This window comes from Mesorhizobium sp. M0808 (assembly GCF_040320025.1).
In the GTDB taxonomy this organism is placed as follows: Bacteria; Pseudomonadota; Alphaproteobacteria; order Rhizobiales; family Rhizobiaceae; genus Mesorhizobium.
On record NZ_JAMYOX010000004.1, the window covers coordinates 61577 to 85281 of the forward strand.

The window sequence follows — 23705 nt, forward strand, 5'->3', positions numbered from 1 at the left end:
CCGAACGGGACCGGTCCCGGCCCACGTCCCGATGCCGATGAACGGCAGATGAACCGTGGCTTCGGCGAGCGTTCAGCCAGGCGGCACTAAAACTGTTCTCGAGATCACGAACAGGTCGCCGGAAAAGGCGACACGACGAGGCCGAACCGGGTGTAACGTCCCTTCCTCCCGGGTCGACAGAGGCCGGAAGTACGCCCAAGGCTGCTTCCGGCCTTATTTCTCCGCTGCCTCGGTCGACCTCCGGCGTCCCGAATTCCTTTGCTTTTGGCGCATGGGCGTCTATGCCTAACTTGCGCCCATGCCGGCACCGATCCCAAACCAAACACCGTATGACCGATCTCTTCCACCAGACGCCGCCTTTCCATGAGACTCCAGGCAATCCGCTGCCGGAAAACGCAGCCGGCGGCTTCTTCACCACGCGCGACGGCAAGAAGATCCGCTATGGTCTGTTTGCCGCGGTTAGCCGTCCGATGAAGGGCACCGTGGTCGTCCTGACCGGCCGCAACGAATGCATCGAGAAGTATTTCGAGACCATTCGCAACCTTGCCGACCGGGGTTTTGGCGTGGCAACCCTCGACTGGCGCGGCCAGGGCGCTTCCGACCGGATGATCGGCGACCGACAGCGCGGCTACGTCCAGAGCTTCTTCGACTATACCGGCGATCTGGAGCAGTTCTTCGAAGAGATCGTGCTGCCCGATTGCCGAGGACCCTACTACATACTGGCCCATTCGGCCGGCGCGGTGATCGCGCTGCTCGCCGCGCGCTCAATGGCGAACCGCGTGCGCCGCATGGTGCTGATCGCACCATTCTTCACCGTGCCCGACCTGCCGGTTTCGATAAAAACCGTTCGCCGCACCTGTTCGCTGTTCTGCCTTCTCGGCCTTGGCCGACTCTATGCCGCATGGGGGCCGCGGCCCAAGGAATCGGTGCCCTTCGCCATAAACAAGCTGACCAGCGACCCGGAACGCTATCGGCGCAACACGCTGATCTACGAAACCTATCCGCAGCTGGCGCTCGGCGGACCAACGATCCGCTGGCTGAAGGCGGCCACCGAGGCATCCTTGATCGTCAGCGACCCCGATTTCATGGCCAAGATCCACGTGCCCTTGCTGATGATCGCCGCCGGCGCCGACCAGGTCGTCTCGACCAGGGCAGTCGAAGCCTATGCGAGACGTCTGCGCGTCGGCTCGCTAGTGATGATCGACGGCGCCCGCCATGAGATCCTCCAGGAAGCCGACCTCTATCGCGAGCAGTTGTTTGCGGCATTCGATGCCTTCATCCCCGGAACCGGCGACGTCTGAGCCACATACCTTGTCCGGCTTCAGTTCGTGCGGGCAAAATCCATGATCCAGTTGGTCTCCCATGTCTTGCCGCCGTCCGGCGAAAAAGCCTGCTCCCAGCGTGCCGATCTGTCCGTGATCCGCGACCACAGGAAGCGAACCTGGATCGGCTGGCCGTCGAAGACGTCTTCACACAGGAACGTGCCGACGTCCGCCACGAAAGTGCCGCGCATCGGAACATCGATGGTCGACGGATTGCGGCCGTCGATCCACCAGATCGACCATTGCCTCGCCGCCGGGTCGAAGGTCCGCAGGGTGGCGGCGCGATAGGGCCCGTCGGGCAATTCAATCCAATTGTCGTCGATATTGCCGAGGCCGCCAAGGATCGGCCGCACGTCACACGTGCCGCCAAACACATCCCAGTTGCCGTCGCCCTGCAGCCGCTTCTGCAATCTTCGATGGCCGACGGTCCAGCGCCCGAAGAAGAAATCGAAATCGGCCCGCCCGTCCGCCGGAGCATCGGAATGGCTGGCTGCTGGCTGCGTCGGCATCTATGATCCTCCCGGCTGACAGCGTTCCATAGCGCATGCCAACTGACATCATCCTGTCAGGAGGTATGGCAACGATCTCGCCTGGGCAGTATGCCCAATCTCAGCCGCGCAGCGCCGCCATTGCTGCTGCGTGCAGCTCCGGTGTCGCCGCCGCCAGGATGTCGCCGCCCTCTTCCGCCGGCCCGCCTTCGAAAGTGGTGACAACGCCGCCCGCCTTCTCGATGATCGGGATCAGCGCGACGATGTCGTAGGGCTTCAATCCGGGATCGGCGACGATATCGACGCTGCCCGCCGCCACCATGGCGAAAGCATAGCAGTCGGTGCCGTAGCGGGCGAGTTGGACCTGTTGCTCGAACAGGTCGTAGCGCAGGCGCGCGTCTCCCTTGAACAGCGCCGGCGTGGTGGTGAACAGCGTCGCCTCGGCGAGATTCGTCGTCTTGCGCGTCGCGAGTCTTCGCGGGCCACCGGGACCTTCATAATGCGAGCCGGAGGCATTGGCGTAGAACAGCTCGCCGGTGAAGGGCTGCGACATCATGCCGGCGACCGCATTGCCGTCGACCGTCAGTCCGACCAGCGTGCCCCATACCGGCAGGCCGGAAATGAAGGCGCGCGTGCCGTCGATCGGATCGATCACCCAGACATGCCGGCTGGAGATGTTTTCGCCGCCATGTTCCTCGCCGAGAATGCCGTGATCGGGGTACTGCGCTGATATCAGCGCCCGGATGGCGCGCTCGGCCTCGCGGTCGGCCTCGGTGACCGGGTCGAAGCTGCCGCGCTCCTTGTTGGTGACCGCGCCCTGGTTGCGGAAGCGCGGCAAGGTCTCGGCTGCGGCGGCACGCGCAATGCGCCGCATGAACTCGATGCTGATGTCCAACTGATTCTCCCGCTCCAGCATGTTTGGAGATACCCGTTTGCCTACGGATTTATGCCGAAACAAAGGCGTTCGGAGCCTTTCGCATGGCGCCAACTGTTGCTCGAATGCAACGCCGCCGTCATGGAAATGCAATTTCCACTTCACAGTGAATTAAAAAAGCCGGAACGCGCCTTGACATTTGTGCAGCGCACAATACGTTTGTTCTCGGACAGGGGTTCCTGTCCATGCCCTCCTTGGGCGTTTCCTCCCTAGACTTCGACCGTGTCGTGCAAACGATGCGGTCTTTTTTTACGCTGCCGCATGAGCGGCGGGTACCGCGATTCCGCGGCTATTCGGCGGCCAGCGGCAGATCCATGAAATTGTGATCGGGCATCGCCATCAGTTCGGCCGAAAACCGCGCCAGATCGTCGGCCAGTGCGTCGAAACCAGCCGATCTCTGGAACGTCCGCTCATTCATGTAGAGCCCGCGATTGACCTCGATCTGCAGCGCATGCAGATGGCGCACGGGGCGGCCATAGTGCTCGGTAATGAAGCCTCCGGCATAGGGCTTGTTGTGGGCGACGCTGTAGCCCATGCCGGTGAGCAGGCCGATCGCCGTCTCGGTCAACGCCGCCGCGGCCGAGATGCCGAAACGGTCGCCGACGATGAAATCCGGCCGCAATCCGCTGTCGCCGACCCTTATGCTTGCCGGCATCGAGTGGCAGTCAATCAGCACGGCGTAGCCGAAGCGCGCATGGGTTCTGGTCAAAAGCCGTTTCAGCGTCTCGTGATAGGGCTTGTAGACCGCTTCGATGCGCGCCACGGCTTCCGCCAGCGGCAAGCGGCCGGAATAGATGTCGAGCCCCTCGCCGACCACCTTGGGCACGGTGCCGAGCCCGCCAGCCACCCGCGCCGAGCGGATGTTGCAGAATGACGGCACCGGTTCGGCGAACATGCGCGGGTCGAGTTCCCACGGCTCCCGATTGACGTCGAGATAGGCGCGCGGGAAGTTTGCCGCCAGCATCGGCGCTCCGAGCGCGACGGCGCCGCCGAACAATTCCTCGACATAGCAGTCCTCTGAGCGGCGGATGGCGTTGCGGTCCAGCTTGGCCATAGCCATGAACCGGTCCGGATAGTAGCGGCCGCTATGCGGCGAGTTGAAGAGGAAGGGAACGCGCTGTTCGGCGCCCGATCGGATTTCGAAGGGTGGAACGACCGAAAAATCCTCGGCTGCCGTTTTCAATTTGAACGAACCCGGAAATACCAATGCATCATGATAGGAAAGTGCCACCTCGCCGCCCGCATGTCCAGCCGCCGAAGCGCAAGCCAAAACAGGATTGTGCGCCCAACGTTCACTTGATGTTTACCGTCGCCTCCTCATATACAGCATGGTTAACGGGCTTGCCGCACGGCATTGTCGGTTGGGTGATTCGGACGGGACAAGATGGCACGCATTCTGCTGGCGGAAGACGACGACGACATGCGCCGGTTCCTCGTCAAGGCGCTGGAGCGCGCCGGTTATCAGGTCAGCGATTTCGACAATGGCGCCAGTGCCTATGAGCGGCTGCGCGAGGAACCTTTTTCGCTACTTTTGACCGACATCGTCATGCCCGAGATGGATGGCATCGAGCTCGCCCGTCGCGCCACGGAGATCGATCCCGACCTCAAGGTGATGTTCATCACCGGCTTCGCCGCCGTCGCGCTGAACCCTGATTCCAAGGCGCCGAAAGACGCCAAGGTGCTATCGAAGCCGTTCCACCTGCGCGACCTCGTCAACGAAGTCGAAAAGATGCTGCAGGCCGCCTGACGCGTTTTTTCTCGCGTCTTGACCGACCCGGCAAGCCAGCCATTCTTTCGCTTTTCCCGCTATTGACGTGCCGAACCAAAAATGGTGTATGCGCGGCTTCGGATGGGCGTGTAGCTCAGCGGGAGAGCACTGCATTGACATTGCAGGGGTCACAGGTTCAATCCCTGTCACGCCCACCATCCAGATAGTCCCTCAATTGGCGTCGGTATTTTTCGTCGACTGACGTTCCCGGCCAATTCCAGCCTCAGGCCGCACCGAGGCGCAGATCGCCGGTCTCGACGTGCTCCAGAAACCAGGCATAGGTCTGTTCCAATCCGCTGCGCAGCGAGTAGCGCGGGCGCCAGCCGGTGGCGAACAGACGCGACACGTCCATCAGCTTGCGCGGCGTGCCGTCCGGCTTCGTCGCATCGAACGTTATCGCAGCATCGGCGCCAGCGACCGACACGATGGTGCGGGCAAGATCGGCAATGGTGATGTCTTCTCCCGAGCCGACATTGATGTGGCTGTCGCCCGAATAATTCTTCAGCAACCAGACCAGCGCGTCGGCGGCGTCGTCGACATGCAGGAATTCACGCATCGGCGTGCCTGATCCCCACACCTCCAGGCTCTTGCGGCTGGCGCGCCTGGCCTCGTGCGCCTTGCGCATCAGAGCGGGCACGACATGGCTGGAATTGAGGTCGAAATTGTCGCCCGGACCGTAGAGATTGGTCGGCATCGCCGAGATGTAGTCGACGCCGTACTGGCGCCGATAGGCCTGGCACAGTTTCAGCCCGGCGATCTTGGCGATCGCATACCATTCGTTGGTGGGCTCGAGCGGCCCGGTCAGCAAGGCGTCCTCGGAGATCGGCTGCGCCGCGAATTTGGGATAGATGCAGGATGAACCGAGAAACAGCAGCTTCTGCACCTCGTTGCGGAAGGCGCTGTCGATGACATTGTTTTGCATGACGAGATTGTCCTGCAGAAAATCGACCGGAAGCCTGTTGTTGGCCAGGATACCGCCGACCTTGGCCGCCGCCATCACCACTGCATCCGGCTTGCGGTCGGCCATCCAGCGCCGCACGCCGGCCTGGTCGAGAAGATCGAGCTCGGCGCGCGAGGCGGTCAGGACTTCGCAATCCTCGTCGGCCAATCTGCGCAGGATGGCCGAGCCGACCATGCCGCGATGTCCGGCCACGAAAACGCGCTTGCCCTGAAGGTCGAAGGTCATCAGCTTACCCCAATGCAGAACGGCAGCTATGCCAGTTGGCCGGCGGAGCGCCGGATCGGCTTCTCTGTTGCCAGACGCATACCGCATACAGATTTGCCCAGACAAGGCAAATCGCAAGCTACCGAACCTGACTTTGGATCGGACAGCGTTTGCGATCAGATGCCTGCTACCGCGCAGAGGCTTGTCATTCTGGCAATCGCGAGTTCGGGGTCGGCCAGCAACCCTGCCTGGTCGGCAAGGCGAAAGACATCGGCATAGTGACGGATGCCGCGTGCCGATTGCATGCCGCCGACCATCGAAAAATGCTCCTGGTGGCCGTTCAGCCATGCCATGAAGACGATGCCGGCCTTGTAGTATTCGGTCGGCGCCTCGAAGATCTTGCGCGACAGCGGCACTGTCGGGGCCATCAGCGCGTCGTAGCCCGCGCGGTCGCCGTCGGCCAGCTTTGCCAGCGCCGCATTGGCGACCGGCGCGATGGCATCGAAAATGCCGAGCAGCGCGTGCGAATGTCTGTCGCCGTCGCCGGCGATCAGCTCGGGGTAATTGAAATCGTCGCCGGTGAACATCAGCACGCCCTCAGGCAGCCGGTCCCTGAGCGCAATCTCCTTGCCGGCATCGAGCAGCGATATCTTTATGCCTTCGACCTTGCCGGCATGGCGTTCGATGATCGCGACCACTGTCTCCAGCGCAGTTTCGAAGTCGCTGCTGCCCCAGTAGCCTTTCAGCGCCGGGTCGAACATGTCGCCCAGCCAGTGCAGGATGACCTTGCCGGAGGCCTGGGACAGGATGCGGTCGTAGACGCCGATATAGTCGTCGGGGCCTTTGGCGACCGCCGCCAGCGCCCGGCTGGCCATCATGATCGCCTTGCCACCAAGCCCTTCGATGAAGCCGAGCTGTTCTTCATAGGCCGCGATGACATCGTCTAGCCATCTGGCGCCCCCCGGCGCCAGATGGTCGGTGCCGGCGCCCGACGCAAGATCGGCGCCTTCGACGCTGCGCGCCTCGGCGATCGAGCGGCGGATCAATTCCTTGGCATTCGCCCAGTCGAAACCCATGCCGCGCTGAGAGGTGTCCATCGCTTCGGCGACACGGAAGCCAAGCCGCCAGAGGTGATGGCGAAACGCCATCGTCTTGTCCCAGTCGACCGCGGGCCTCGACCACGGATCGGTCATGGCGAGGGGATCGGCAACTACATGGGCGGCGGCGTAGGCGATGCGCGAGAAGCGAGCGCCGGCCACAGGCTGCACCGGCTGGCCGATAAGCCGGCAGCGGACACGGCCGGCGCCTTCCCCGGGCAAGGTGATGTCCATGGCTCTCTCCCTTACCAACGCCTATTAAATGGAACGTTCCAACAAATCAAGATATTTTGCCCCCTGCCTCGTGCAGCGAAAATTGCTGCATCGCAGCAGCCGAAAGCCCTGCTTGCCGGCGGATTGCGCCACCGAGCCGCATTTTTCCCGGGTTCGCAAAAACGCGATTGACTCAAATGCGCCCCAGGGATTAGATCGTTCCAATAAAATCGCACAAGAAACCACCGGGAGGACAGATCTGGATGGCCAGCCGGGCCAAGGCAACGATACTCGACATAGCCCGTGAGGCGGGCGTGTCCAAATCGACGGTATCGCTGGTGCTGCAAGGCAGCGGGCTGATCCGGCCCGAAACCGCGCTCAAGGTGCGCAAGGCGATCGAGGACGTCGGCTATGTCTACAACCGCGGCGCCGCCAATCTGCGCAAGGCCCATTCCAACGTCATCGGCATGGTCATCAACGATCTCACCAATCCGTTTTTCGCCGAGCTCGCGGTCGGCATGGAGCGCGTCTTCCAGTCGGCCGGCGTCGTGCCTTTCATCGCCAATACGGCTGAAAACCCGGTGCGCCAGGAAGAGGTTCTGAAATCGTTGATGGAGCAGGGTGTCGCCGGGCTCGTCGTGTCGCCGGCGCGCGGCACCACGCCTGGCGCGTTCCGTCGCCTTGAGACCGCAGGCGTTCCGGTCGTCTTCGTCATGCGCCGGCTTCCCGAAAGCCGTATCCCGGTGATCACGCCCGACAATCATCGCGGCGCCTATCTCGCCACCGCCCATCTGATCGGCAAGGGCCATCGCCGGCTGGCCTTCTTCGGCGGCTCGTCCGACCTTGTCGTCTATCACGAGCGCCTGGGCGGCTTTCGCGAGGCCTGTGAAGCGCTCGGCATCGCGCTGGCCGACAGGCTGGTCTTCGAGGGCGAAACCAGCCGCAAGGGCGGTATTGCCTGCCTGGATACCGCACTTGCCATGGCCGCGCCGCCGACCGCGGCCCTTTGCTTCAACGATGCGGTCGCCTTCGGCGTCTTGCTGGGGCTGCGCAAGCGCGGCCTGGAACCCGGCGCGGACTTTGCCGTCGTCGGCTTCGACGACGTCGCCGAGGCCGAGCACTATATGCCTGCGCTGACCAGCGTCGCGGTGAACACCGCCGGTCTCGGCGAGCGCGCCGCCCATGTCGTGCTGAAGATGATCCAATCGCGCACCACGCGCGCCGAGGATCATATCGGCGCCGTCAACCTCGTGGTCAGGGAAAGCTGCGGCCCCGATCGCAAGGAGCATGGCTGCGCAGGAATGGGAGACGCGGCATGACCGTCAGTTGGGGGCTGATCGGCGCCAGCACGATCGCAAGACAGTTCATGATCGGCGCCATCCGCGCGCAGAAGGACGGCGAGATCGCCGCGGTGATGAGCTCCAGCCCGGAGCGCGCCGCCACTTACGCCAGTGAAAACCGCATTCCGGCGGCGATCTCGACGCTCGACGCCCTGCTCAAATCCGATATCGACGCCGTCTACATCTCGACCACCAACGAATTGCATCTCGAACAGGCACTCGCCGCCATCGAGGCGGGAAAGCATGTGCTTTGCGAAAAACCACTGGCGCTGACCAGCGCCGACGCGCGCAAGATGGTCGCGGCGGCCAGGGCCGCCGGCGTCGTGCTCGGCACCAATCACCATCTGCGCAATGCCGGCTCGCATCGGGCGATGCGCGAAGCGATCGCTGCCGGCCGCATCGGCAGGCCGATCGCCGCGCGCGTCTTCCACTCCGTCTATCTGCCGGAAAACCTGCAGGGCTGGCGCATCACCAGGCCGGACGCCGGCGGCGGCGTGGTGCTCGACATCACCGTCCACGATGCCGACACGCTGCGCTTCGTGCTCAGCGACGATCCCGTCGAGATCGCGGCATTGACGCAGTCGGCCGGCATGGCCGCCGGCGGGCTGGAAGACGGCGCCATGTGCCTCTGGCGCTTCGGATCGGGGATCATTGCCCAATCGCATGAGGGCTTCACCACCAAATTCGCCGGCACCGGCTTCGAGGTGCATGGCAGCGAAGGCTCGCTGATCGCCAAGGATGTGATGACGCAGAACCCGCTCGGCTCGGTGTTGCTTCGCACGGCACAGGGTGAGGAGGAATTGAGCTTCGACCGCGAAGACCTCTATGCCCGTTCGCTGCGCCAATTCCACGCGGCGATCCGCGGCGAGGGCCAGCCTTCCGCCACCGGCGAGGACGGCGTCTGGTCGCTGACATCAGCCGAAGCGGCATTGCAATCGGCCAGGTCCGGCAAGGCCGTTGCCATCGACCCGAAGCTCGGGAGCGCAGCGTGAGCAAGCTCGTTTCCGCGGCTGAGGCTGCCGGCCTGATTAGGGATGGCGTGGTCGTTTCCGTGTCGTCGTCGAGCGGCCTCGGCTGCCCGGATGCGGTGCTTGCCGCGATCGGCGAGCGCTTCGACGCCGACGGCCATCCCAAGGACATTACGACGCTGCACCCGATCGCCGCCGGTGACATGTACGGCATCAAGGGCATCGACCATCTAGCCAAGCCCGGCCTGTTGAAGCGCACTTTGTGCGGCTCCTATCCGTCCGGGCCGTCATCTTCCGAACCGCCGCAGATCTGGAAGATGATCGGCGCCAATACGGTCGCCGCCTATAACGTGCCGTCCGGCATCCTGTTCGACATGCATCGCGAGGCCGCGGCCAAGCGCCCCGGCGTGCTGACCAAGGTCGGGCTCGATACCTTTGCCGACCCGCGCCATCAGGGTTGCGCCATGAATGCTGCCGCCAGCGAGCCGATCGTTTCGGTGCAGCAGTTCGACGGCGAGGAATGGCTCTATTTCCGCTCGATCGTACCGCAGGTCGCGATCATCCGCGCCACCACGGCGGACGAGCGCGGCAACCTTACCTATGAGCATGAGGGTGCCTATCTCGGCGGCCTCGAACAGGCGCTGGCCGCCCGCAACAATGGCGGCATCGTCATCGCGCAGGTCAAGCGCGTCGTCGAGAACGGCACGCTGAAGCCGCACAATGTGCGCGTGCCCGGCGTGCTGGTCGACCATATCGTGGTGGCGCCCGACCAGTTGCAGACGACGCTGACGCCTTACGATCCGGCCATCTCCGGCGAGATCTTCCGGCCACTGTCGAGCTTTCGCAACGCCGAGATGAACGTCCAGAAGGTCATTGCGCGCCGCGTCGCCATGGAGCTTGCCGACGGCATGGCGGTCAATATCGGCTTCGGCATCTCGGCCAATGTGCCGCGCATCCTGCTCGAGGAAGGCCAGCACGGCAAGGTCACCTGGGTCATCGAACAGGGCGCGGTCGGCGGCGTGCCGCTGCTCGATTTCAAGTTCGGCTGCTCGTCGAATGCCGACGCCTTCATGCCTTCGCCGCACCAGTTCATCTATTTCCAGGCCGGCGGCTTCGACGCCTCGCTGCTGTCCTTCCTGCAGATCGACCGCCACGGCTCTGTCAATGTCTCGAAGCTTTCGGCGCGGCCGCATGTCACCGCCGGCGCCGGCGGCTTCGTCGACATCACCGCGCGGGCGAAGAAGATCGTCTTTTCCGGTTTCTTCAATGCCGGCGCCAAGTTGTCGCTTGCCGGTGGCGGCATCCGCATCGACCAGGAGGGCAAGGTCAAGAAAGTCGTCGGCGAGGTCGAGCATATCTCCTTCTCGGGCAAGCGTGCCGTCGCGCAGGGACAGGATATCACCTATGTCACCGAGCGCTGCGTGATGAAGCTGACGCCTGCGGGGCTGATGGTGACCGAGTTGGCGCCGGGCATCGACCTCGAGCGCGATGTGCTGGCGCAGGCCGAGATCCCGCTCGCCGTCGCCAACGACCTGAAAGTGACGCCGGATGCGCTCTACCGGGACCGGCCGATCGGCCTATCGCTCAATGGCGGCGCGTCGCTTGGAGGCGCACATGGCTGAGCGTCTGGTAACCTTTGAAACCGACGGCGCCATCGGCATTGTCACGCTGCGCCGGCCGGAGAAATTCAACGCGCTCGATATTCCGATGCTGCGGGCGCTGGAAGCGGCACTCGACGAGGCCGAGACAGCAACCGGCGTCCGCGTCGTGCTGGTCTGCGGCGAAGGCAAGGGCTTTTGCGCCGGCGGCGACGTCGAGGCTTGGGCGGAAATGAGCGCCGCCGATTTCCAGGTGCAATGGGTGCGCTACGGCCATCGCGTCTTCGACCGGCTGGCGCGGCTGCGGCAGCCGACGATCGCCGTGCTTGCCGGCCATGCGCTGGGCGGCGGGCTCGAACTGGCGGCCGCTTGCGACTTCCGCGTGGCGGAAACACAGGTGAAGCTGGGGTTCCCCGAAACCTCGATCGGCGTCGTTCCCGGCTGGTCCGGCACCCAGCGCGCCGTGCGCCGCTTCGGCGCGCAGGCAGTGCGGCGGATGGCGCTCGGCGGCGAGGTGTTTCTGGCTACCGAGGTTCTTGCTCTGGGGATTGTCGACCGGGTGGTCGAGACCGGCAAGGCGTTCGCCGAAGCCAAGGCCTGGGCCGGCAAGATCGCCGAGCGCGGCCCGCTCGCGACCGAAGCCGCCAAGCTGATGATTGCCATCGCCGAGGGCGAAGAGAGTGCTGCCGCGACCGAAGCGCTGGCCAGCGGCTTCATCGCGCTGACAAGCGATCTCAGAGCCGGCGTCGAGGCTTTCAAGGCCAAGCAGAAGCCGGCGTTCTCGAGATCTTAGGGACCTGGAAATCACATGAACGCACCCCTCAACATCGCCATGCCCGCCGAGGCAGCCGCAGCGCCGAAAAGCTACCGGCTGCTGATCGGCGGCAGGTTCGTCGACGCCCAGGACGGCCGCACACTGGAGCGTAGCAGCCCCGGCCACGGCTTCACCGTCTCGCGCTATGCACACGCCGGCGCGGCGGACGTAGAGGCTGCGGTTCAGGCCGCGCACAAGGCCTTCGAGACCGGCCCGTGGCCGCGCATGAAGGCCGCCGAACGCGCCACGATCTTGCTCAAGGCTGCTGACCTGATCGAGGCGCGGCTGGACGAGATTGCCCGGCTCGACGCGCTGGAATCCGGCAAGCCGATTGCGCAGGCGCGCGACGAGATCGGCGGCGCCGTCGACATCTGGCGCTATGCCGCGGCACTTGCGCGGACGCTTCACGGCGAAAGCTACGCCAATCTCGGCGATGCCATGCTCGGCGTCGTGTTGCGCGAACCGATCGGCGTCGTCTCCATCATCACGCCGTGGAATTTCCCGTTCCTTATCGTCAGCCAGAAACTACCCTTCGCGCTCGCCGCCGGCTGCACGGCGATGGTCAAGCCGAGCGAGATGACCTCGGCCTCGACCTTTGTGCTCGGCGAGATCCTGATGCAGGCCGGCTTGCCGGACGGCGTCGTCAACATCCTTGCCGGGTTGGGCGCCGATGTCGGCGCACCGATGGTCAGCCATCCGCTGGTCGAGATGGTGTCGTTCACCGGCTCCACCCGCGTCGGCAAGATGACCATGGCGTCTGCCGCCAACTCGCTGAAGAAAGTCGCGATGGAGCTCGGCGGCAAGAACGGCCAGATCGTCTTTTCCGATGCCGACCTCGAGGCCGCCGCCGACGCGGCGGTGTTCGGCGGCTTCTTCAATGCCGGCGAATGCTGCAATGCCGGCAGCCGGCTGATCGTCCATGAGGCGATCGCCGACGAGTTCCTCGGCGCCGTCAAAGCCCTCACCGCCAAGGTGGTTGTCGGCGACCCGCTCGACGACCGCACCAAGGTCGGCGCGATGATCTCCGCCGACCATATGGCCAAGGTCACCGGCTACGTGACGGCAGCGGAAAACGGCGGCGGCCGGATCTGTAGCGGCGGCAATCAGCTTGCTTCGAGCGCCGGCCAGTATCTTGATCCGACCATCGTTCGCGACGTCACCGAAGACATGGCCATTGCACGCGAGGAAGTGTTCGGTCCGGTGCTCTCGGTGCTGACTTTTGAATCGATTGAAAGGGCGTTGCACATCGCCAACAACACGCCCTATGGTCTATCGGCGGGCGTGTGGAGCGCCAGCATCGATACCTGCATGTCGGTGGCGCGGAATGTGCGTTCGGGAACCGTTTGGGTGAACACGTTCATGGAGGGTTACCCCGAACTGCCTTTCGGCGGCTACAAGCAGTCCGGTCTCGGACGCGAACTCGGCAAGCGCGCCGTCGAGGATTATACCGAGGAAAAGACAATCCAGTTTCATCGCGGCCAGCGCACCGGATGGTGGGTCGGCTGAGTTGGGAAGAACCCGGTGGGCATCCGCCGGTCGTGTAAGTTCAACAAGGGAGGAAGTACATGTTGCGCAAACTGCTTATCGGGACGGCTCTCGCATCGGGCGTTGCGTTCGCGGCCCATGCCGAGGACGTCAAGGAAGTCCAGATGCTGCATTGGTGGACGTCGGGCGGCGAAGCTGCCGCTCTGAACGTGCTCAAGCAGGATCTGGCCAAGGAAGGCTTTGCCTGGAAGGACGTGCCGGTGGCCGGCGGCGGCGGCGACGCCGCCATGACCGCGCTGAAGGCGATGGTGGCAGCGGGCAACTACCCGACCGCCTCGCAGATGCTTGGCTATACCGTGCTCGATTACGCCGCAGCCGGCGTTATGGGCGACCTGACCGAGACGGCGATAAAGGAAGGCTGGGACAAGTCCGTTCCCGCGGCCCTGCAGAAATTCTCCGTCTATGACGGCAAGTGGGTCGCGGCTCCGGTCAACGTCCACTCGGTCAACTGGCTATGGATCAACAAGGCGGTGATGGACAAGATCGGCGGCACCGAGCCCAAGACCTTCGACGACTTCATTGCGTTGCTGGACAAAGCCAAGGCGGCGGGCGTCATCCCGCTCGCGCTGGGCGGCCAGAACTGGCAGGAAGCGACAATGTTCGACTCAGTCGTGCTGTCGACCGGCGGGCCTGAGTTCTACAAGAAGGCCTTCAACGACCTCGACGAGGAGTCGCTGAAGTCCGACACGATGAAGAAGTCGTTCGACAATCTCGCCAAGCTCGTCACCTATGTCGACCCGAACTTCTCGGGCCGGGACTGGAACCTCGCCACCGCCATGGTCATCAAGGGCGATGCGCTGGTGCAGGTGATGGGTGACTGGGCCAAGGGCGAATTCAACGCCGCCAAGAAGGTCCCGGGCACCGACTTCCTGTGCTACCGCTTCCCGGGCACCGACGGCAGCGTCGTCTACAACTCCGACATGTTCGGCATGTTCAACGTTCCGGAGGACCGCAAGGCCGCCCAGATCGCCCTGGCCACCGCCACGCTGTCGAAGAGCTTCCAGTCGGCCTTCAACGTCGTCAAGGGCTCTGTTCCGGCCCGCACCGACGTGCCGGACACCGATTTCGACGCTTGCGGCAAGAAGGGCATGGCCGACCTGAAGGCCGCCAATGAAGGCGGCACGCTGTTCGGTTCGCTGGCGCAGGGCTATGGCGCGCCTCCCGCGGTTGCCAACGCCTACAAGGATGTCGTCTCGAAATTCGTGCACGGCCAGATCAAGACCTCGGACGAGGCCGTGACCCAACTGGTCAGCGCGATCGAAGACGCCAAGTAAGGCACCCGCCCATGTGAATGATCTCCCCGGCGCAAGCCGGGGAGATCCCCTGCGGCGAGGTTTTGCGGTTGCGCCGACCGGCACGCTTTCGTGCCGCAGAGCCCGAGACAGCAGAATTCCGGACCCGCCATACGGAATGGACAGATGAGCACAGTTGCTGAAACCAGTATCACGCTGACGCCGGAGCACGATGCCCGTCCGGGCGCCACGGTGCGCTCGCGCCTTCAGGACGCGCTGCCGAAGCTCGTGCTGGCGCCGAGCTTCGCCGCCACTATCGTCTTCGTCTACGGCTTCATCCTGTGGACGATCTATCTGTCCTTCACCAATTCCAAGACCTTTCCCTCCTATGCGATCACCGGGCCACGCGCCTATCAGCGGCTATGGCGCTGGACTTTCGAAAGCGATCCGCCGTCCTCCTGGTACACGTCGATCACCAATATGGGGATTTTCGGCTTCCTCTATATTTCCATCTGCCTGGCGCTCGGCCTGTTCCTGGCGATCCTGCTCGACCAGAAGATCCGCGGCGAAGGTGTGCTGCGGCCGATCTACCTCTACCCGATGGCACTGTCGTTCATCGTCACCGGCGTTGCCTGGAAATGGTTTCTGGACCCCGGCCTCGGCCTCGAGCAGACGCTGCACCAATGGGGCTGGACGAGCTTCCATTTCGACTGGATCAAGAACAAGGATTTCGTCATCTACACAGTGGTCATCGCCGGCGTCTGGCAGGCGTCGGGCTTCATCATGGCGATGTTCCTGGCCGGCCTGCGCGGCATCGACGGCGAGATCCTGAAGGCGGCGCAGATCGACGGCGCCACCACCTTCCAGCTCTACCGTCGCATCGTCATCCCGCTGCTGCGGCCGATCTTCCTGTCCGCCTTGATCGTCCTCGCGCATCTCGCCATCAAATCCTACGATCTGGTGGTCGCGCTGACCAGCGGCGGGCCGGGCGGTTCGGCCTGGCTGCCGTCCAACTTCATGTATGAGTACACCTTCAAGCGCAACGAGATGGCCGTCGGCTCCGCCAGCGCCGTGATCATGCTGATGACCATCACCGCGATCATCGTTCCCTATCTCTATTCCGAGCTTCGGGAGAAGCCGCGATGAGCGCCGTGGCCACTCCTGCTCGCCAGAGCACTGGCGGTATCAGCGCCAGGACGGTCAACCGTATCGTCATCTACGGGCTGCTGGCGCTATTCGCGCTGTTCTATCTGATGCCGCTGTTCGTCATGCTGGTGACCTCGTTCAAGACCATGGACGAAATCCAGAACGGCAACATGCTGGCGCTGCCGCAGGAGCCGACCTTCGCACCTTGGATAAGGGCGTGGAGCGAGGTTTGCTCGGGTCTCACCTGCGTCGGCATGAAGGGTTATTTCTGGAACTCGATCAAGATGGTGGTTCCGGCGGTCATCATCTCGACCCTGCTCGGCGCGCTCAACGGCTATGTGCTGACGAAGTGGCGCTTTCGCGGGGCGACGCTGGTGTTCGGGCTGATGCTGTTTGCCTGCTTCATTCCGTTCCAGTCCGTCCTCTTGCCGATGGCAACGATCCTCGGCAGCCTCGGCCGGTTCGGCGTCAAGCTGCAGAACGCGACCGGCCTCACCTTCGGCTTCGGCAATCCGACCGTGAACCTGGTGTTCGTTCACGTCGTCTACGGCATCGGCTTCACCACCCTGTTCTTCCGCAATTATTACGAAGCGTTTCCGAACGAGCTGGTGAAGGCGGCGCAGATCGACGGCGCCAGCTTCTTCCAGATCTTCCGGCGCATCATGCTGCCCAACTCGCTGCCGATCATCGTGGTGACGGTGATCTACCAGTTCACCAACATCTGGAACGACTTCCTCTTCGCTTCCGCCTATGCCGGCTCAGGCGACGTGATGCCGATGACGGTGGCGCTGAACAATGTCGTCAACACCTCGACCGGCGTCGTCGAATACAACGTCAACATGGCGGCGGCGATGATCGCCGCGCTGCCGACGCTCCTCGTCTACGTGCTCGCCGGCCGCTATTTCGTGCGCGGCCTGATGGCCGGCGCCGTCAAAGGATAATCGCATGGCTTTTCTGGAAATTGACGGGCTGAAGAAGCGTTTCGGAGCGGTCGAGATCCTGAAAGGCATCGACCTCGACCTGGAAAAGGGCGGCTTCCTCGTGCTGGTCGGGCCTTCCGGTTGCGGCAAGTCCACGCTGCTCAACACTATTGCCGGCCTGGAAACCATCACCGAAGGGGAAATCCGCGTCGACGGACGCACGATCAACGATCTCCACCCCTCCAAGCGCGACATCGCCATGGTCTTCCAGAGCTACGCGCTCTATCCGAACATGACGGTTGCCGGCAATATCGCCTTCGGCATGGAGATGCGCGGCGTGCCGGCCGGCGAGCGCCAGAAGGCGATCGACAAGGTGGCGAAGGTCCTGCAGATCGGCCATTTGCTGAAGCGCAAGCCAAGCCAGCTCTCCGGCGGCCAGCGCCAGCGCGTCGCCATGGGCCGGGCGCTGGTGCGCGATCCAAAGCTGTTCCTGTTCGACGAGCCTTTGTCCAATCTCGATGCCAAGCTGCGTGTCGACATGCGCATCGAGATCAAGCGCCTGCACGCCACCACCGGCACCACCATCGTCTACGTCACCCACGACCAGATCGAGGCGATGACGCTGGCCACCAAGATCGCGGTGATGCGCGACGGCGAGGTGCAGCAGTTCGGCACGCCAGCCGAAATCTATAACAATCCGGTCAACCTGTTTGTTGCCGACTTCATGGGCTCGCCGGCGATGAACCTGATCCCGGCGACGATCGGCAGCAACGGCAGCGGCTTCTCCGTCGTCATGGAGCGCGAGGCGCGCCAGCCGATCTCGCTGCCGCTGGGCAATGCGCCGGCCGGCCTGTCGGCATTCCAGGGAAAACCGATCATCTTCGGCGTTCGCCCGGAAGCACTGACCGATCCCGAGGGTGCCGAACGCAACGCCTCGAACATCGCCCGCGCCGACTGTCACATCGAGGTCATCGAGCCGGCCGGCTCGGATACGTTCGCGGTCACCAATCTCGGCGGCAAGGCGGTGGTGGCACGGCTGCGCGCCGATGCCAAAATCCAGCCCGGCACGATCACGCCGCTCGCCTTCAACCTGACCAAGGCGGTGTTCTTCGATCCGGCGACCGAGAAACGCATCGTCTAACGGCCATGACAAATCCCGACATCGTCATCATCGGCTCCGGCATAGGCGGCGCCACGATCGCCTCCGGCCTTGCCGGCGGTGGCGCCTCGATCCTGATGCTGGAGCGCGGCGAACCACTGCCAGCAACGCCGCACACACGCGACACCCGAGCCATCTTCGTCGATGGTCACTATCGGCCGAAGGAGATGTGGCTTGAGGCCGGCGGAGCGCCGTTCAACCCGGGCAATTACTACTATGTCGGCGGCAATTCGAAATTCTACGGCGCGGTGCTGATCCGCTACCGCAGGGAAGACTTTTCGGAGATGGAGCATTATGGCGGCGTCTCGCCGGCCTGGCCGTTTTCCTACGAGGAATTCGAGCCCTGGTATTCCAGGGCCGAGCAGCTTTTCCGCGTGCGCGGTGCGCTGGGTGATGACCCGACCGAGCCGTTCCACTCGATGCCCTACCCTTTCGGGCCGGTGCCCGACGAGCCGCCGATCGCGCGTGCCCGCGCCGAGCTCAGGAGCCTCGGTCTGCACCCGGCATCGCTGCCGCTCGGCGTCGACATCGAAGCCTGGCTGAAAGACGGCAGCACGCCGTGGGACGCGTTTCCCAACACCGGGCCCGGCAAGGTCGACGCCCAAACGGGACCGCTGGCCGCTGCCCTTGCCGACCAGAAGATCAAGCTCGAGACCGGCGCCCATGTCGAATATCTCGAGGCATCGCCGGATGCGAGGACGATCATCACCGTCCATTATCGACAGAACGGTACGCTGAAGAAAGTCGCGCCGAAGCTGGTCATCCTATCGGCCGGCGCAGTCAATTCCGCCGCCATCCTGCTGCGCTCGCCCACCCCTCAGGGCAGAGGCGGTGGCAAAGGCCTGGCCAACCGCTCCGACCAGGTCGGCCGCAACTTCATGAACCACAATTCGAGCGCCATGCTGGCGATCGATCCGCGCCGCAGGAACAAATCCGTCTACCAGAAGACGCTGATGCTGAACGACTATTATCTATCCGACGGCAAGGGCGGCAAACCGCTCGGCAACGTCCAGCTTCTAGGCAAGATCGACGGCAACATCCTCAAGGCCAATGTCAGGCGCGCGCCCAAATTCGCGCTGGATTTCATGGCCGGCCACGCCGTCGACTGGTATTTGATGTGCGAGGACCTGCCCGATGCCGAGAGCCGCATCATGGTCGATGGCAAGGACATCGTCATGCAGTGGCGGCGCTCCAACATGCAGTCGCTCGACGGACTGACCAAGGTGATGCGCGAGAATTTCCGCGCCTGCGGCTATCCGATCGTCCTGTCGCGGCCGTTCGACAAGCGCACGCCCTCGCACCAATGCGGCACCGTGAAGATGGGCAACGATCCAGCGACCTCGCCGCTCGACCCGTTCTGCCGCTCCTTCGACCACAGCAATTTGTTCGTCGTCGATGCCGGCTTCCTGCCGAATTCGGCCGCCGTCAATCCGGCGCTGTCGATCGCCGCACAGGCGCTGCGCGTCGCCGATCATATCCGCAAGACGGAGCTTGCAACATGAGCCGCCCGGCAGCGATCGTCACCGGCGGCGCGCGCGGGATCGGCCTTGCTTGCGCCGAGGCGCTGGCCGACGCAGGCTTCGACATCCTCCTCTCAGACCTTGCCGACGAAGCCGCCGACGGGCTCGCCGCCGACATCACAGGGCGCGGCGCGAAGTTCGCCTATGCCAGCAGCGACATCGCCGACCTCGACGGCCACGCAGCGCTGATTGATGCCGCGACAAGCGCCTTCGGCCGCATCGACTGCCTGGTCAACAATGCCGGCATCGGCGCCGTCCTGCGCGGCGATCTGCTCGAGCTCAAGCCCGAAAATTTCGACCGGGTGCTCGGCATCAATCTGCGCGGCACCGTATTCCTCAGCCAGGCCGTCGCCAAAGCGATGCTCGGCCTGCCAAGCGATGGTGCGAGATCGATCATCACCATCACCTCGGTCAGCGCCGCCATGGCCTCGCCGGAACGTTCCGATTACTGCATCTCCAAGGCTGGGCTTTCGATGTGGGTGAAGAACCTGGCGCTGCGGCTTGCCACCGAAAACATCGCGGTGTTCGAGGTGCGCCCGGGCATCATCCGCACCGACATGACCACGGGTGTGACCGCCAAATATGACGGGCTGATCGACGGCGGGCTGGTGCCGGCGATGCGCTGGGGCGAGAGCGAAGATATCGGTGCCGCCGTGGCAGCACTCGCCGGTGGCAAGTTCGGCTTTTCGACCGGCTCGGTCATCAATGTCGACGGCGCGCTGTCGGTGCCGAGGCTATGAACAGGTGACGCCATGACCGACTACATCATCGTCGGCGCCGGCCCGGCCGGCTGCGTACTCGCCAACCGGCTGAGCGAAGATCCGTCGCATCAGGTGCTGCTGCTCGAAGCCGGCGGCAAGGACTGGAATCCGCTGATCCACATGCCGGCCGGTTTCGCCAAGATGACCAAGGGCATCGCCGCCTGGGGCTGGTCGACGGTGCCGCAAAAGCACATGCAGGACCGTGTCTTCCGATACACGCAGGCCAAGGTGATCGGTGGCGGCTCTTCGATCAACGCCCAGATCTACACGCGCGGCAACGCCCGCGACTACGACGCCTGGGAGAAGGAAGAAGGCCTTGCCGGCTGGGGCTATCGCGACGTGCTGCCCTATTTCAAGCGCGCGGAGAACAACCAGCGTTATGCCAACGATTTCCACGGCGACCAAGGCCCGCTCGGCGTGTCGAACCCGATCGCGCCGCTGCCGATCTGCGAGGCCTATTTCCGTGCCGGACAGGAGATGGGCATCCCCTTCAATCCCGACTTCAACGGGGTAGCCCAGGAGGGCGTCGGTTACTATCAGTTGACGCAGAAGGACGCGAAGCGCTCCTCCGCCTCGGTCGCCTATCTCAGGCCGATCCGGGAGCGCAAGAATCTCACCATCAGGACCGGCGTTCTGGTGACACGCATCGTCGTCGACAAGGGCCGCGCCGTCGGCGTCGAGATCGTCGACAGGCCGGGCGGCCAGCCAACGATCCTGCGCGCCGAGCGCGAGGTGATCGTCTCGTCCGGCGCTATCGGCTCGCCGAAGCTTCTGATGCAGTCGGGCATCGGCCCGGCCGACCATCTGAAGGCGGTCGGCGTGACACCGGTGCACGATCTGCCCGGCGTCGGCTCCAACCTGCAGGATCATCTCGACCTGTTCGTCATCGCCGAATGCACCGGCGATCACACCTACGACAACTACGCCAAGCTGCACTGGACGGCTTGGGCCGGCCTGCAGTATCTGCTCCTGAAGAAAGGCCCGGTAGCCTCCAGCCTGTTCGAGACCGGCGGCTTCTGGTACGCCGATCCGACCGCCGCCTCTCCCGATATCCAGCTGCATCTCGGCCTCGGCTCCGGCATCGAGGCCGGCGTCGAGAAGCTGAACAATCCGGGCGTGACACTGAACTCGGCCTTCCTGCGTCCGCACTCGCGCGGCACGGTGCGGCTGAACAGCGCCGATCCGGCCGACCGCCCGCTGATCGATCCGAACTATTGGTCCGATCCCTATGACCGCGATATGTCGATCAAGGGGCTGAGGCTGGCGCGCGAGATCATGCGGCAGAAGGCGCTGCAGCCCTATGTGCTGCGCGAGATATTGCCGGGACCCGACCTGCAGAGCGGCGACGAGCTGTTCGACTACGCCTGCCGCAGTTCCAAGACCGACCACCACCCGGTCGGCACCTGCCGCATGGGCTACGATGCAATGAGCGTGGTGACGCCAGATCTCAGGCTGCGCGGTATCGAGGGCCTGCGCGTCTGCGACGCCTCGGTGATGCCGCGCATCCCCTCCTCCAACACCAATGCCCCGACGATCATGGTTGGCGAAAAAGGCGCCGATCTGATCCTTGGCCGCGAGCCGCTGCCGCCGGCGGTGTTTTCCACCAACCAAGCGGCATGAGGGACAAAGAATGATCAGGCACTGTGTCTTCGTCAGATTTCGCAACGATGTCGCCGACGCCGAGCGCGCGGCAATCCATGCCGATCTCGAAGCGTTGCGGGCGGTGATCGACGGCATGGGCAGGGTCGAATTCAGCGCCAATACCAGCCCGGAACCCTTCGCCCGCGGCTTCACGCACGGCTTCACCATCGACTTTCGCGACGCTGCGGCACGCGATGCCTATCTGGAGCATGAAGCGCATCAGCGAGCCGGCGCAAAACTGGTCGCGGCGCTCGAAGGCACCGACGGGCTGATGGTGTTTGACCTGGAGATCGCGTGACTATCCCATTCTCAGCGCAACGACGCCGGCAACGATGCTAAGCACCGCGGCACCTCGCCATGCCGTCATCTTCTCGCCGAGCGCGAACACCGAGATCATCATGGCGAACAGGATCGATGTTTCGCGCAGCGACGCCACCGAGGCGATCGGCGCCTTGGTCATCGCCCACATCACGATCCAGTAGGCGCCGCCGCTGAGCACGCCGGTGTAGATTCCGGCCTTCCAGTCGCGCGCCAGCACCGGCAGCGCCTGTGGGCCGCGAAAGACGACGCATAGCACCAGCGCCCACAGCGCATCGCAGACGAACAGCCAGGCGGCATAACTCGACGCGGTGGCGGCCAGCCGCGCGCCGCTGCCGTCCGACAGCGTGTAGCTGGCGATGAAGATCGATGTGCCCAGCGCGAAGCCGACGGCGCGCAGGTTCAATTTCTCCAGATGCGCGCCGCCGCGAAACGACAGCACCAGCGTGCCCGCCGACAACAAGAGGATGCCGAGAATGGCGAGCGGCGCCGGCATCTCGGCAACCACCACAACGCCCCCCAAAGCGGCCAGCAATGGCGCGGTGCCGCGCGCCAGCGGATAGGTCTGGGCGAAATCGCCGGCCTTGTAGGCGCCGATCAGGAACGTCCTGTAGCCCATGTGGAAGACAACCGAGGCGAGGATGTATGGCCACACTTCCGGCTTCGGCACCTCGACGAAAGGCAACGTCACCAGCGCAGCGGCACCCATGCCGAGCGTCATCAGTGTGATCGACAGGAAACGGTCGAGATGGACCTTGACCAGCGCGTTCCAGATCGCATGCATGGAAGCGGCGGCGAGCACCGCGAAAAAGACAAACAGGCTCATCGGCGGTTCATCCGCCGCCCGTCCCGATGACGATCGGCGTCTCCAGGTCGATATCGACCCAGAGCGGAAAATGGTCGGAAGCGATTTGGTCGATATCGGCGCTGACCGAGCGCACGCGCCCGGCAAACATGCCGCCGACGAAGCAATGGTCGAGCCGGCGCTTTGCCAGCCTGCCATCGATAGTCTTCACATGGGTGTGGAAATCCGCTGTCGGTTCCATTGCGACGGCGGCGGCATCGACAAAACCGTCGAGATAGGCGGCACCGCGATGATAGGGCGCGCTGCCGACAATGCGCCGGTACTCGGCGCTATCCGGCTCCATGTTGAAGTCGCCCAACCAGATCGCCGCTACGGGGTTTTCTGGCTCCTGTTCGCCATTGCTCCAGTTGCGCGCCGGCTCGTCGTCGGCGCCGCTCCATGGGCCGCCCTCGGACGGCGCGCGGCGATGCTCGGCCAGCAAATAGTCGATCTGCTCCAGCCGCTCCTCGGCCGCGATATGCGCCAGATGCAACGACAGCACCCGCACCGGACCGGCAGGGGTGCGGATCATGCATTCGAGTGCGGCATTGCGGGTGTTGAGCGGCCGCAGCGTGCGCCTGAGCGGCAGCGTATGCAGCCGCGACCAGACGATCGGAAGCTTAGACAGAACCATGGTGCCGAATTGCCGCCGCCGGTTGACGATGCGGCCTTCACGCCGGTGGCTGGCATCCATGTCGAAGGCCGGCCCGTAGACCCAATGATAGTCGGGCAGCAATTGCGAAAGAAGTTCCGGCTGGTCGTCCTCGTTGCTGCGCAACCAGTGCCGTTCCACCTCCTGCAAGGCGACGATGTCGGCGCCGGCCACGACCTTGGCACAACGCGCCAGGTCGTAGCGGCCATCGCTGCCGAAGCCGTACTGGATGTTATAGCTGACCAGCTTCATTGCTTATC

Annotated in this window: 22 protein-coding genes and 1 tRNA gene; 16 read left to right on the forward strand and 7 right to left on the reverse strand. The window is 64.0% G+C overall.

Annotated elements, in window-relative coordinates; translation table 11 throughout:
• The first annotated feature begins 329 nt into the window (after positions 1-329).
• Complete coding sequence (locus NKI25_RS07645) at positions 330-1301, forward strand: alpha/beta fold hydrolase (protein ID WP_352998304.1); 972 nt, start codon at positions 330-332, stop codon at positions 1299-1301.
• Positions 1302-1321: 20 nt separating this feature from the next.
• Here the strand turns inward: NKI25_RS07645 and NKI25_RS07650 are convergent, their stop codons facing one another.
• The 3 genes from NKI25_RS07650 to NKI25_RS07660 all read right to left on the reverse strand — a co-directional run bounded on the left by NKI25_RS07650 (position 1322) and on the right by NKI25_RS07660 (position 3975).
• Entirely contained in the window at positions 1322-1831 is a 510-nt protein-coding gene (locus NKI25_RS07650; RefSeq protein WP_352682489.1) for a DUF1579 domain-containing protein, read from the reverse strand.
• Positions 1832-1931: 100 nt separating this feature from the next.
• Positions 1932-2705, reverse strand: a complete 774-nt coding sequence (gene hisN / locus NKI25_RS07655; RefSeq protein ID WP_352682491.1) for a histidinol-phosphatase — start codon at positions 2703-2705, stop codon at positions 1932-1934.
• A gap of 328 nt (positions 2706-3033) precedes the next feature.
• The gene (locus tag NKI25_RS07660) at positions 3034-3975 is read right to left on the reverse strand and encodes an N-formylglutamate amidohydrolase (RefSeq protein ID WP_352682493.1); all 942 of its coding nucleotides are present in this window, start codon (positions 3973-3975) and stop codon (positions 3034-3036) included.
• Between the two features lie 153 nt (positions 3976-4128).
• Here NKI25_RS07660 and cpdR point away from each other — a divergent pair, with 153 nt between their 5' ends.
• Both cpdR and NKI25_RS07670 read left to right on the forward strand, forming a co-directional pair.
• Positions 4129-4491, forward strand: coding sequence for a cell cycle two-component system response regulator CpdR (cpdR, locus tag NKI25_RS07665; protein ID WP_006199474.1), 363 nt, complete (start codon positions 4129-4131; stop codon positions 4489-4491).
• A 104-nt stretch (positions 4492-4595) separates the two neighbouring features.
• Positions 4596-4670 (forward strand) — tRNA-Val (locus tag NKI25_RS07670).
• Positions 4671-4735: 65 nt separating this feature from the next.
• Here NKI25_RS07670 and fcl read toward each other — a convergent pair.
• The gene (gene fcl, locus NKI25_RS07675; protein ID WP_352682495.1) at positions 4736-5698 is read right to left on the reverse strand and encodes a GDP-L-fucose synthase; all 963 of its coding nucleotides are present in this window, start codon (positions 5696-5698) and stop codon (positions 4736-4738) included.
• 155 nt (positions 5699-5853) lie between these two features.
• Positions 5854-7008, reverse strand: a complete 1155-nt coding sequence (locus tag NKI25_RS07680) for a dihydrodipicolinate synthase family protein (protein WP_352998305.1) — start codon at positions 7006-7008, stop codon at positions 5854-5856.
• Positions 7009-7250: 242 nt separating this feature from the next.
• Between NKI25_RS07680 and NKI25_RS07685 the strand changes: the two genes are divergently transcribed.
• The 13 genes from NKI25_RS07685 (at position 7251) to NKI25_RS07745 (ending at position 21929) form a co-directional block, all read left to right on the forward strand.
• Positions 7251-8306: a LacI family DNA-binding transcriptional regulator gene (locus NKI25_RS07685; protein WP_352998306.1), complete on the forward strand. Its 1056-nt coding sequence runs from the start codon at positions 7251-7253 to the stop codon at positions 8304-8306.
• Positions 8303-9319 carry a Gfo/Idh/MocA family protein gene (locus tag NKI25_RS07690; RefSeq protein WP_352998307.1) on the forward strand — a complete coding sequence of 339 codons (1017 nt, stop codon included), beginning with the start codon at positions 8303-8305 and terminating at the stop codon, positions 9317-9319. The genes NKI25_RS07685 and NKI25_RS07690 overlap by 4 nt, the downstream gene beginning before the upstream one ends.
• On the forward strand, positions 9316-10917 hold the full coding sequence (locus NKI25_RS07695) for an acyl CoA:acetate/3-ketoacid CoA transferase (RefSeq protein ID WP_352998308.1): 1602 nt from the start codon (positions 9316-9318) through the stop codon (positions 10915-10917). The genes NKI25_RS07690 and NKI25_RS07695 overlap by 4 nt, the downstream gene beginning before the upstream one ends.
• Positions 10910-11686: an enoyl-CoA hydratase/isomerase family protein gene (locus NKI25_RS07700; RefSeq protein ID WP_352620358.1), complete on the forward strand. Its 777-nt coding sequence runs from the start codon at positions 10910-10912 to the stop codon at positions 11684-11686. The genes NKI25_RS07695 and NKI25_RS07700 overlap by 8 nt, the downstream gene beginning before the upstream one ends.
• Before the next feature lie 15 nt (positions 11687-11701).
• Complete coding sequence (locus NKI25_RS07705) at positions 11702-13213, forward strand: aldehyde dehydrogenase family protein (protein WP_023675370.1); 1512 nt, start codon at positions 11702-11704, stop codon at positions 13211-13213.
• Positions 13214-13272: 59 nt separating this feature from the next.
• Positions 13273-14526: an ABC transporter substrate-binding protein gene (locus NKI25_RS07710; RefSeq protein WP_031194023.1), complete on the forward strand. Its 1254-nt coding sequence runs from the start codon at positions 13273-13275 to the stop codon at positions 14524-14526.
• A gap of 144 nt (positions 14527-14670) precedes the next feature.
• Positions 14671-15630, forward strand: a complete 960-nt coding sequence (locus NKI25_RS07715; protein WP_023675368.1) for a carbohydrate ABC transporter permease — start codon at positions 14671-14673, stop codon at positions 15628-15630.
• Positions 15627-16571 carry a carbohydrate ABC transporter permease gene (locus NKI25_RS07720; RefSeq protein WP_023675367.1) on the forward strand — a complete coding sequence of 315 codons (945 nt, stop codon included), beginning with the start codon at positions 15627-15629 and terminating at the stop codon, positions 16569-16571. The genes NKI25_RS07715 and NKI25_RS07720 overlap by 4 nt, the downstream gene beginning before the upstream one ends.
• Positions 16572-16575: 4 nt before the next feature.
• Complete coding sequence (locus tag NKI25_RS07725; RefSeq protein ID WP_352576144.1) at positions 16576-17691, forward strand: ABC transporter ATP-binding protein; 1116 nt, start codon at positions 16576-16578, stop codon at positions 17689-17691.
• A gap of 5 nt (positions 17692-17696) precedes the next feature.
• Entirely contained in the window at positions 17697-19211 is a 1515-nt protein-coding gene (locus tag NKI25_RS07730; RefSeq protein WP_352998309.1) for a GMC oxidoreductase, read from the forward strand.
• Positions 19208-19969: a 3-ketoacyl-ACP reductase gene (locus NKI25_RS07735; RefSeq protein ID WP_352588169.1), complete on the forward strand. Its 762-nt coding sequence runs from the start codon at positions 19208-19210 to the stop codon at positions 19967-19969. Before NKI25_RS07730 ends, NKI25_RS07735 begins: the two co-directional genes overlap by 4 nt.
• Positions 19970-19981: 12 nt before the next feature.
• The gene (locus tag NKI25_RS07740; RefSeq protein ID WP_352998310.1) at positions 19982-21610 is read left to right on the forward strand and encodes a GMC family oxidoreductase; all 1629 of its coding nucleotides are present in this window, start codon (positions 19982-19984) and stop codon (positions 21608-21610) included.
• A gap of 10 nt (positions 21611-21620) precedes the next feature.
• Entirely contained in the window at positions 21621-21929 is a 309-nt protein-coding gene (locus tag NKI25_RS07745; protein ID WP_352690471.1) for a Dabb family protein, read from the forward strand.
• Here the strand turns inward: NKI25_RS07745 and NKI25_RS07750 are convergent, their stop codons facing one another.
• Together NKI25_RS07750 and NKI25_RS07755 are read right to left on the reverse strand one after the other, a co-directional pair.
• Entirely contained in the window at positions 21930-22775 is an 846-nt protein-coding gene (locus NKI25_RS07750; protein ID WP_023675361.1) for an EamA family transporter, read from the reverse strand.
• Positions 22776-22782: 7 nt separating this feature from the next.
• Entirely contained in the window at positions 22783-23697 is a 915-nt protein-coding gene (locus tag NKI25_RS07755; protein WP_352690468.1) for an endonuclease/exonuclease/phosphatase family protein, read from the reverse strand.
• Between the last annotated feature and the right edge of the window lie 8 nt (positions 23698-23705).

What these genes read in the sequence shown, in the direction of transcription:
- NKI25_RS07710 (WP_031194023.1), top strand. Translation starts at nt 13,273, where the DNA reads ATGTTGCGCAAACTGCTTATCGGGACGGCTCTCGCATCGGGCGTTGCG.
- NKI25_RS07720 (WP_023675367.1), top strand. Translation starts at nt 15,627, where the DNA reads ATGAGCGCCGTGGCCACTCCTGCTCGCCAGAGCACTGGCGGTATCAGC.
- NKI25_RS07750 (WP_023675361.1), bottom strand. Translation starts at nt 22,775, where the DNA reads ATGAGCCTGTTTGTCTTTTTCGCGGTGCTCGCCGCCGCTTCCATGCAT.
- cpdR (WP_006199474.1), top strand. Translation starts at nt 4,129, where the DNA reads ATGGCACGCATTCTGCTGGCGGAAGACGACGACGACATGCGCCGGTTC.
- NKI25_RS07685 (WP_352998306.1), top strand. Translation starts at nt 7,251, where the DNA reads ATGGCCAGCCGGGCCAAGGCAACGATACTCGACATAGCCCGTGAGGCG.
- NKI25_RS07715 (WP_023675368.1), top strand. Translation starts at nt 14,671, where the DNA reads ATGAGCACAGTTGCTGAAACCAGTATCACGCTGACGCCGGAGCACGAT.
- fcl (WP_352682495.1), bottom strand. Translation starts at nt 5,698, where the DNA reads ATGACCTTCGACCTTCAGGGCAAGCGCGTTTTCGTGGCCGGACATCGC.
- NKI25_RS07645 (WP_352998304.1), top strand. Translation starts at nt 330, where the DNA reads ATGACCGATCTCTTCCACCAGACGCCGCCTTTCCATGAGACTCCAGGC.
- NKI25_RS07735 (WP_352588169.1), top strand. Translation starts at nt 19,208, where the DNA reads ATGAGCCGCCCGGCAGCGATCGTCACCGGCGGCGCGCGCGGGATCGGC.
- NKI25_RS07650 (WP_352682489.1), bottom strand. Translation starts at nt 1,831, where the DNA reads ATGCCGACGCAGCCAGCAGCCAGCCATTCCGATGCTCCGGCGGACGGG.
- NKI25_RS07705 (WP_023675370.1), top strand. Translation starts at nt 11,702, where the DNA reads ATGAACGCACCCCTCAACATCGCCATGCCCGCCGAGGCAGCCGCAGCG.
- NKI25_RS07730 (WP_352998309.1), top strand. Translation starts at nt 17,697, where the DNA reads ATGACAAATCCCGACATCGTCATCATCGGCTCCGGCATAGGCGGCGCC.
- NKI25_RS07700 (WP_352620358.1), top strand. Translation starts at nt 10,910, where the DNA reads ATGGCTGAGCGTCTGGTAACCTTTGAAACCGACGGCGCCATCGGCATT.
- NKI25_RS07740 (WP_352998310.1), top strand. Translation starts at nt 19,982, where the DNA reads ATGACCGACTACATCATCGTCGGCGCCGGCCCGGCCGGCTGCGTACTC.
- NKI25_RS07755 (WP_352690468.1), bottom strand. Translation starts at nt 23,697, where the DNA reads ATGAAGCTGGTCAGCTATAACATCCAGTACGGCTTCGGCAGCGATGGC.
- NKI25_RS07725 (WP_352576144.1), top strand. Translation starts at nt 16,576, where the DNA reads ATGGCTTTTCTGGAAATTGACGGGCTGAAGAAGCGTTTCGGAGCGGTC.
- NKI25_RS07745 (WP_352690471.1), top strand. Translation starts at nt 21,621, where the DNA reads ATGATCAGGCACTGTGTCTTCGTCAGATTTCGCAACGATGTCGCCGAC.
- NKI25_RS07690 (WP_352998307.1), top strand. Translation starts at nt 8,303, where the DNA reads ATGACCGTCAGTTGGGGGCTGATCGGCGCCAGCACGATCGCAAGACAG.
- NKI25_RS07680 (WP_352998305.1), bottom strand. Translation starts at nt 7,008, where the DNA reads ATGGACATCACCTTGCCCGGGGAAGGCGCCGGCCGTGTCCGCTGCCGG.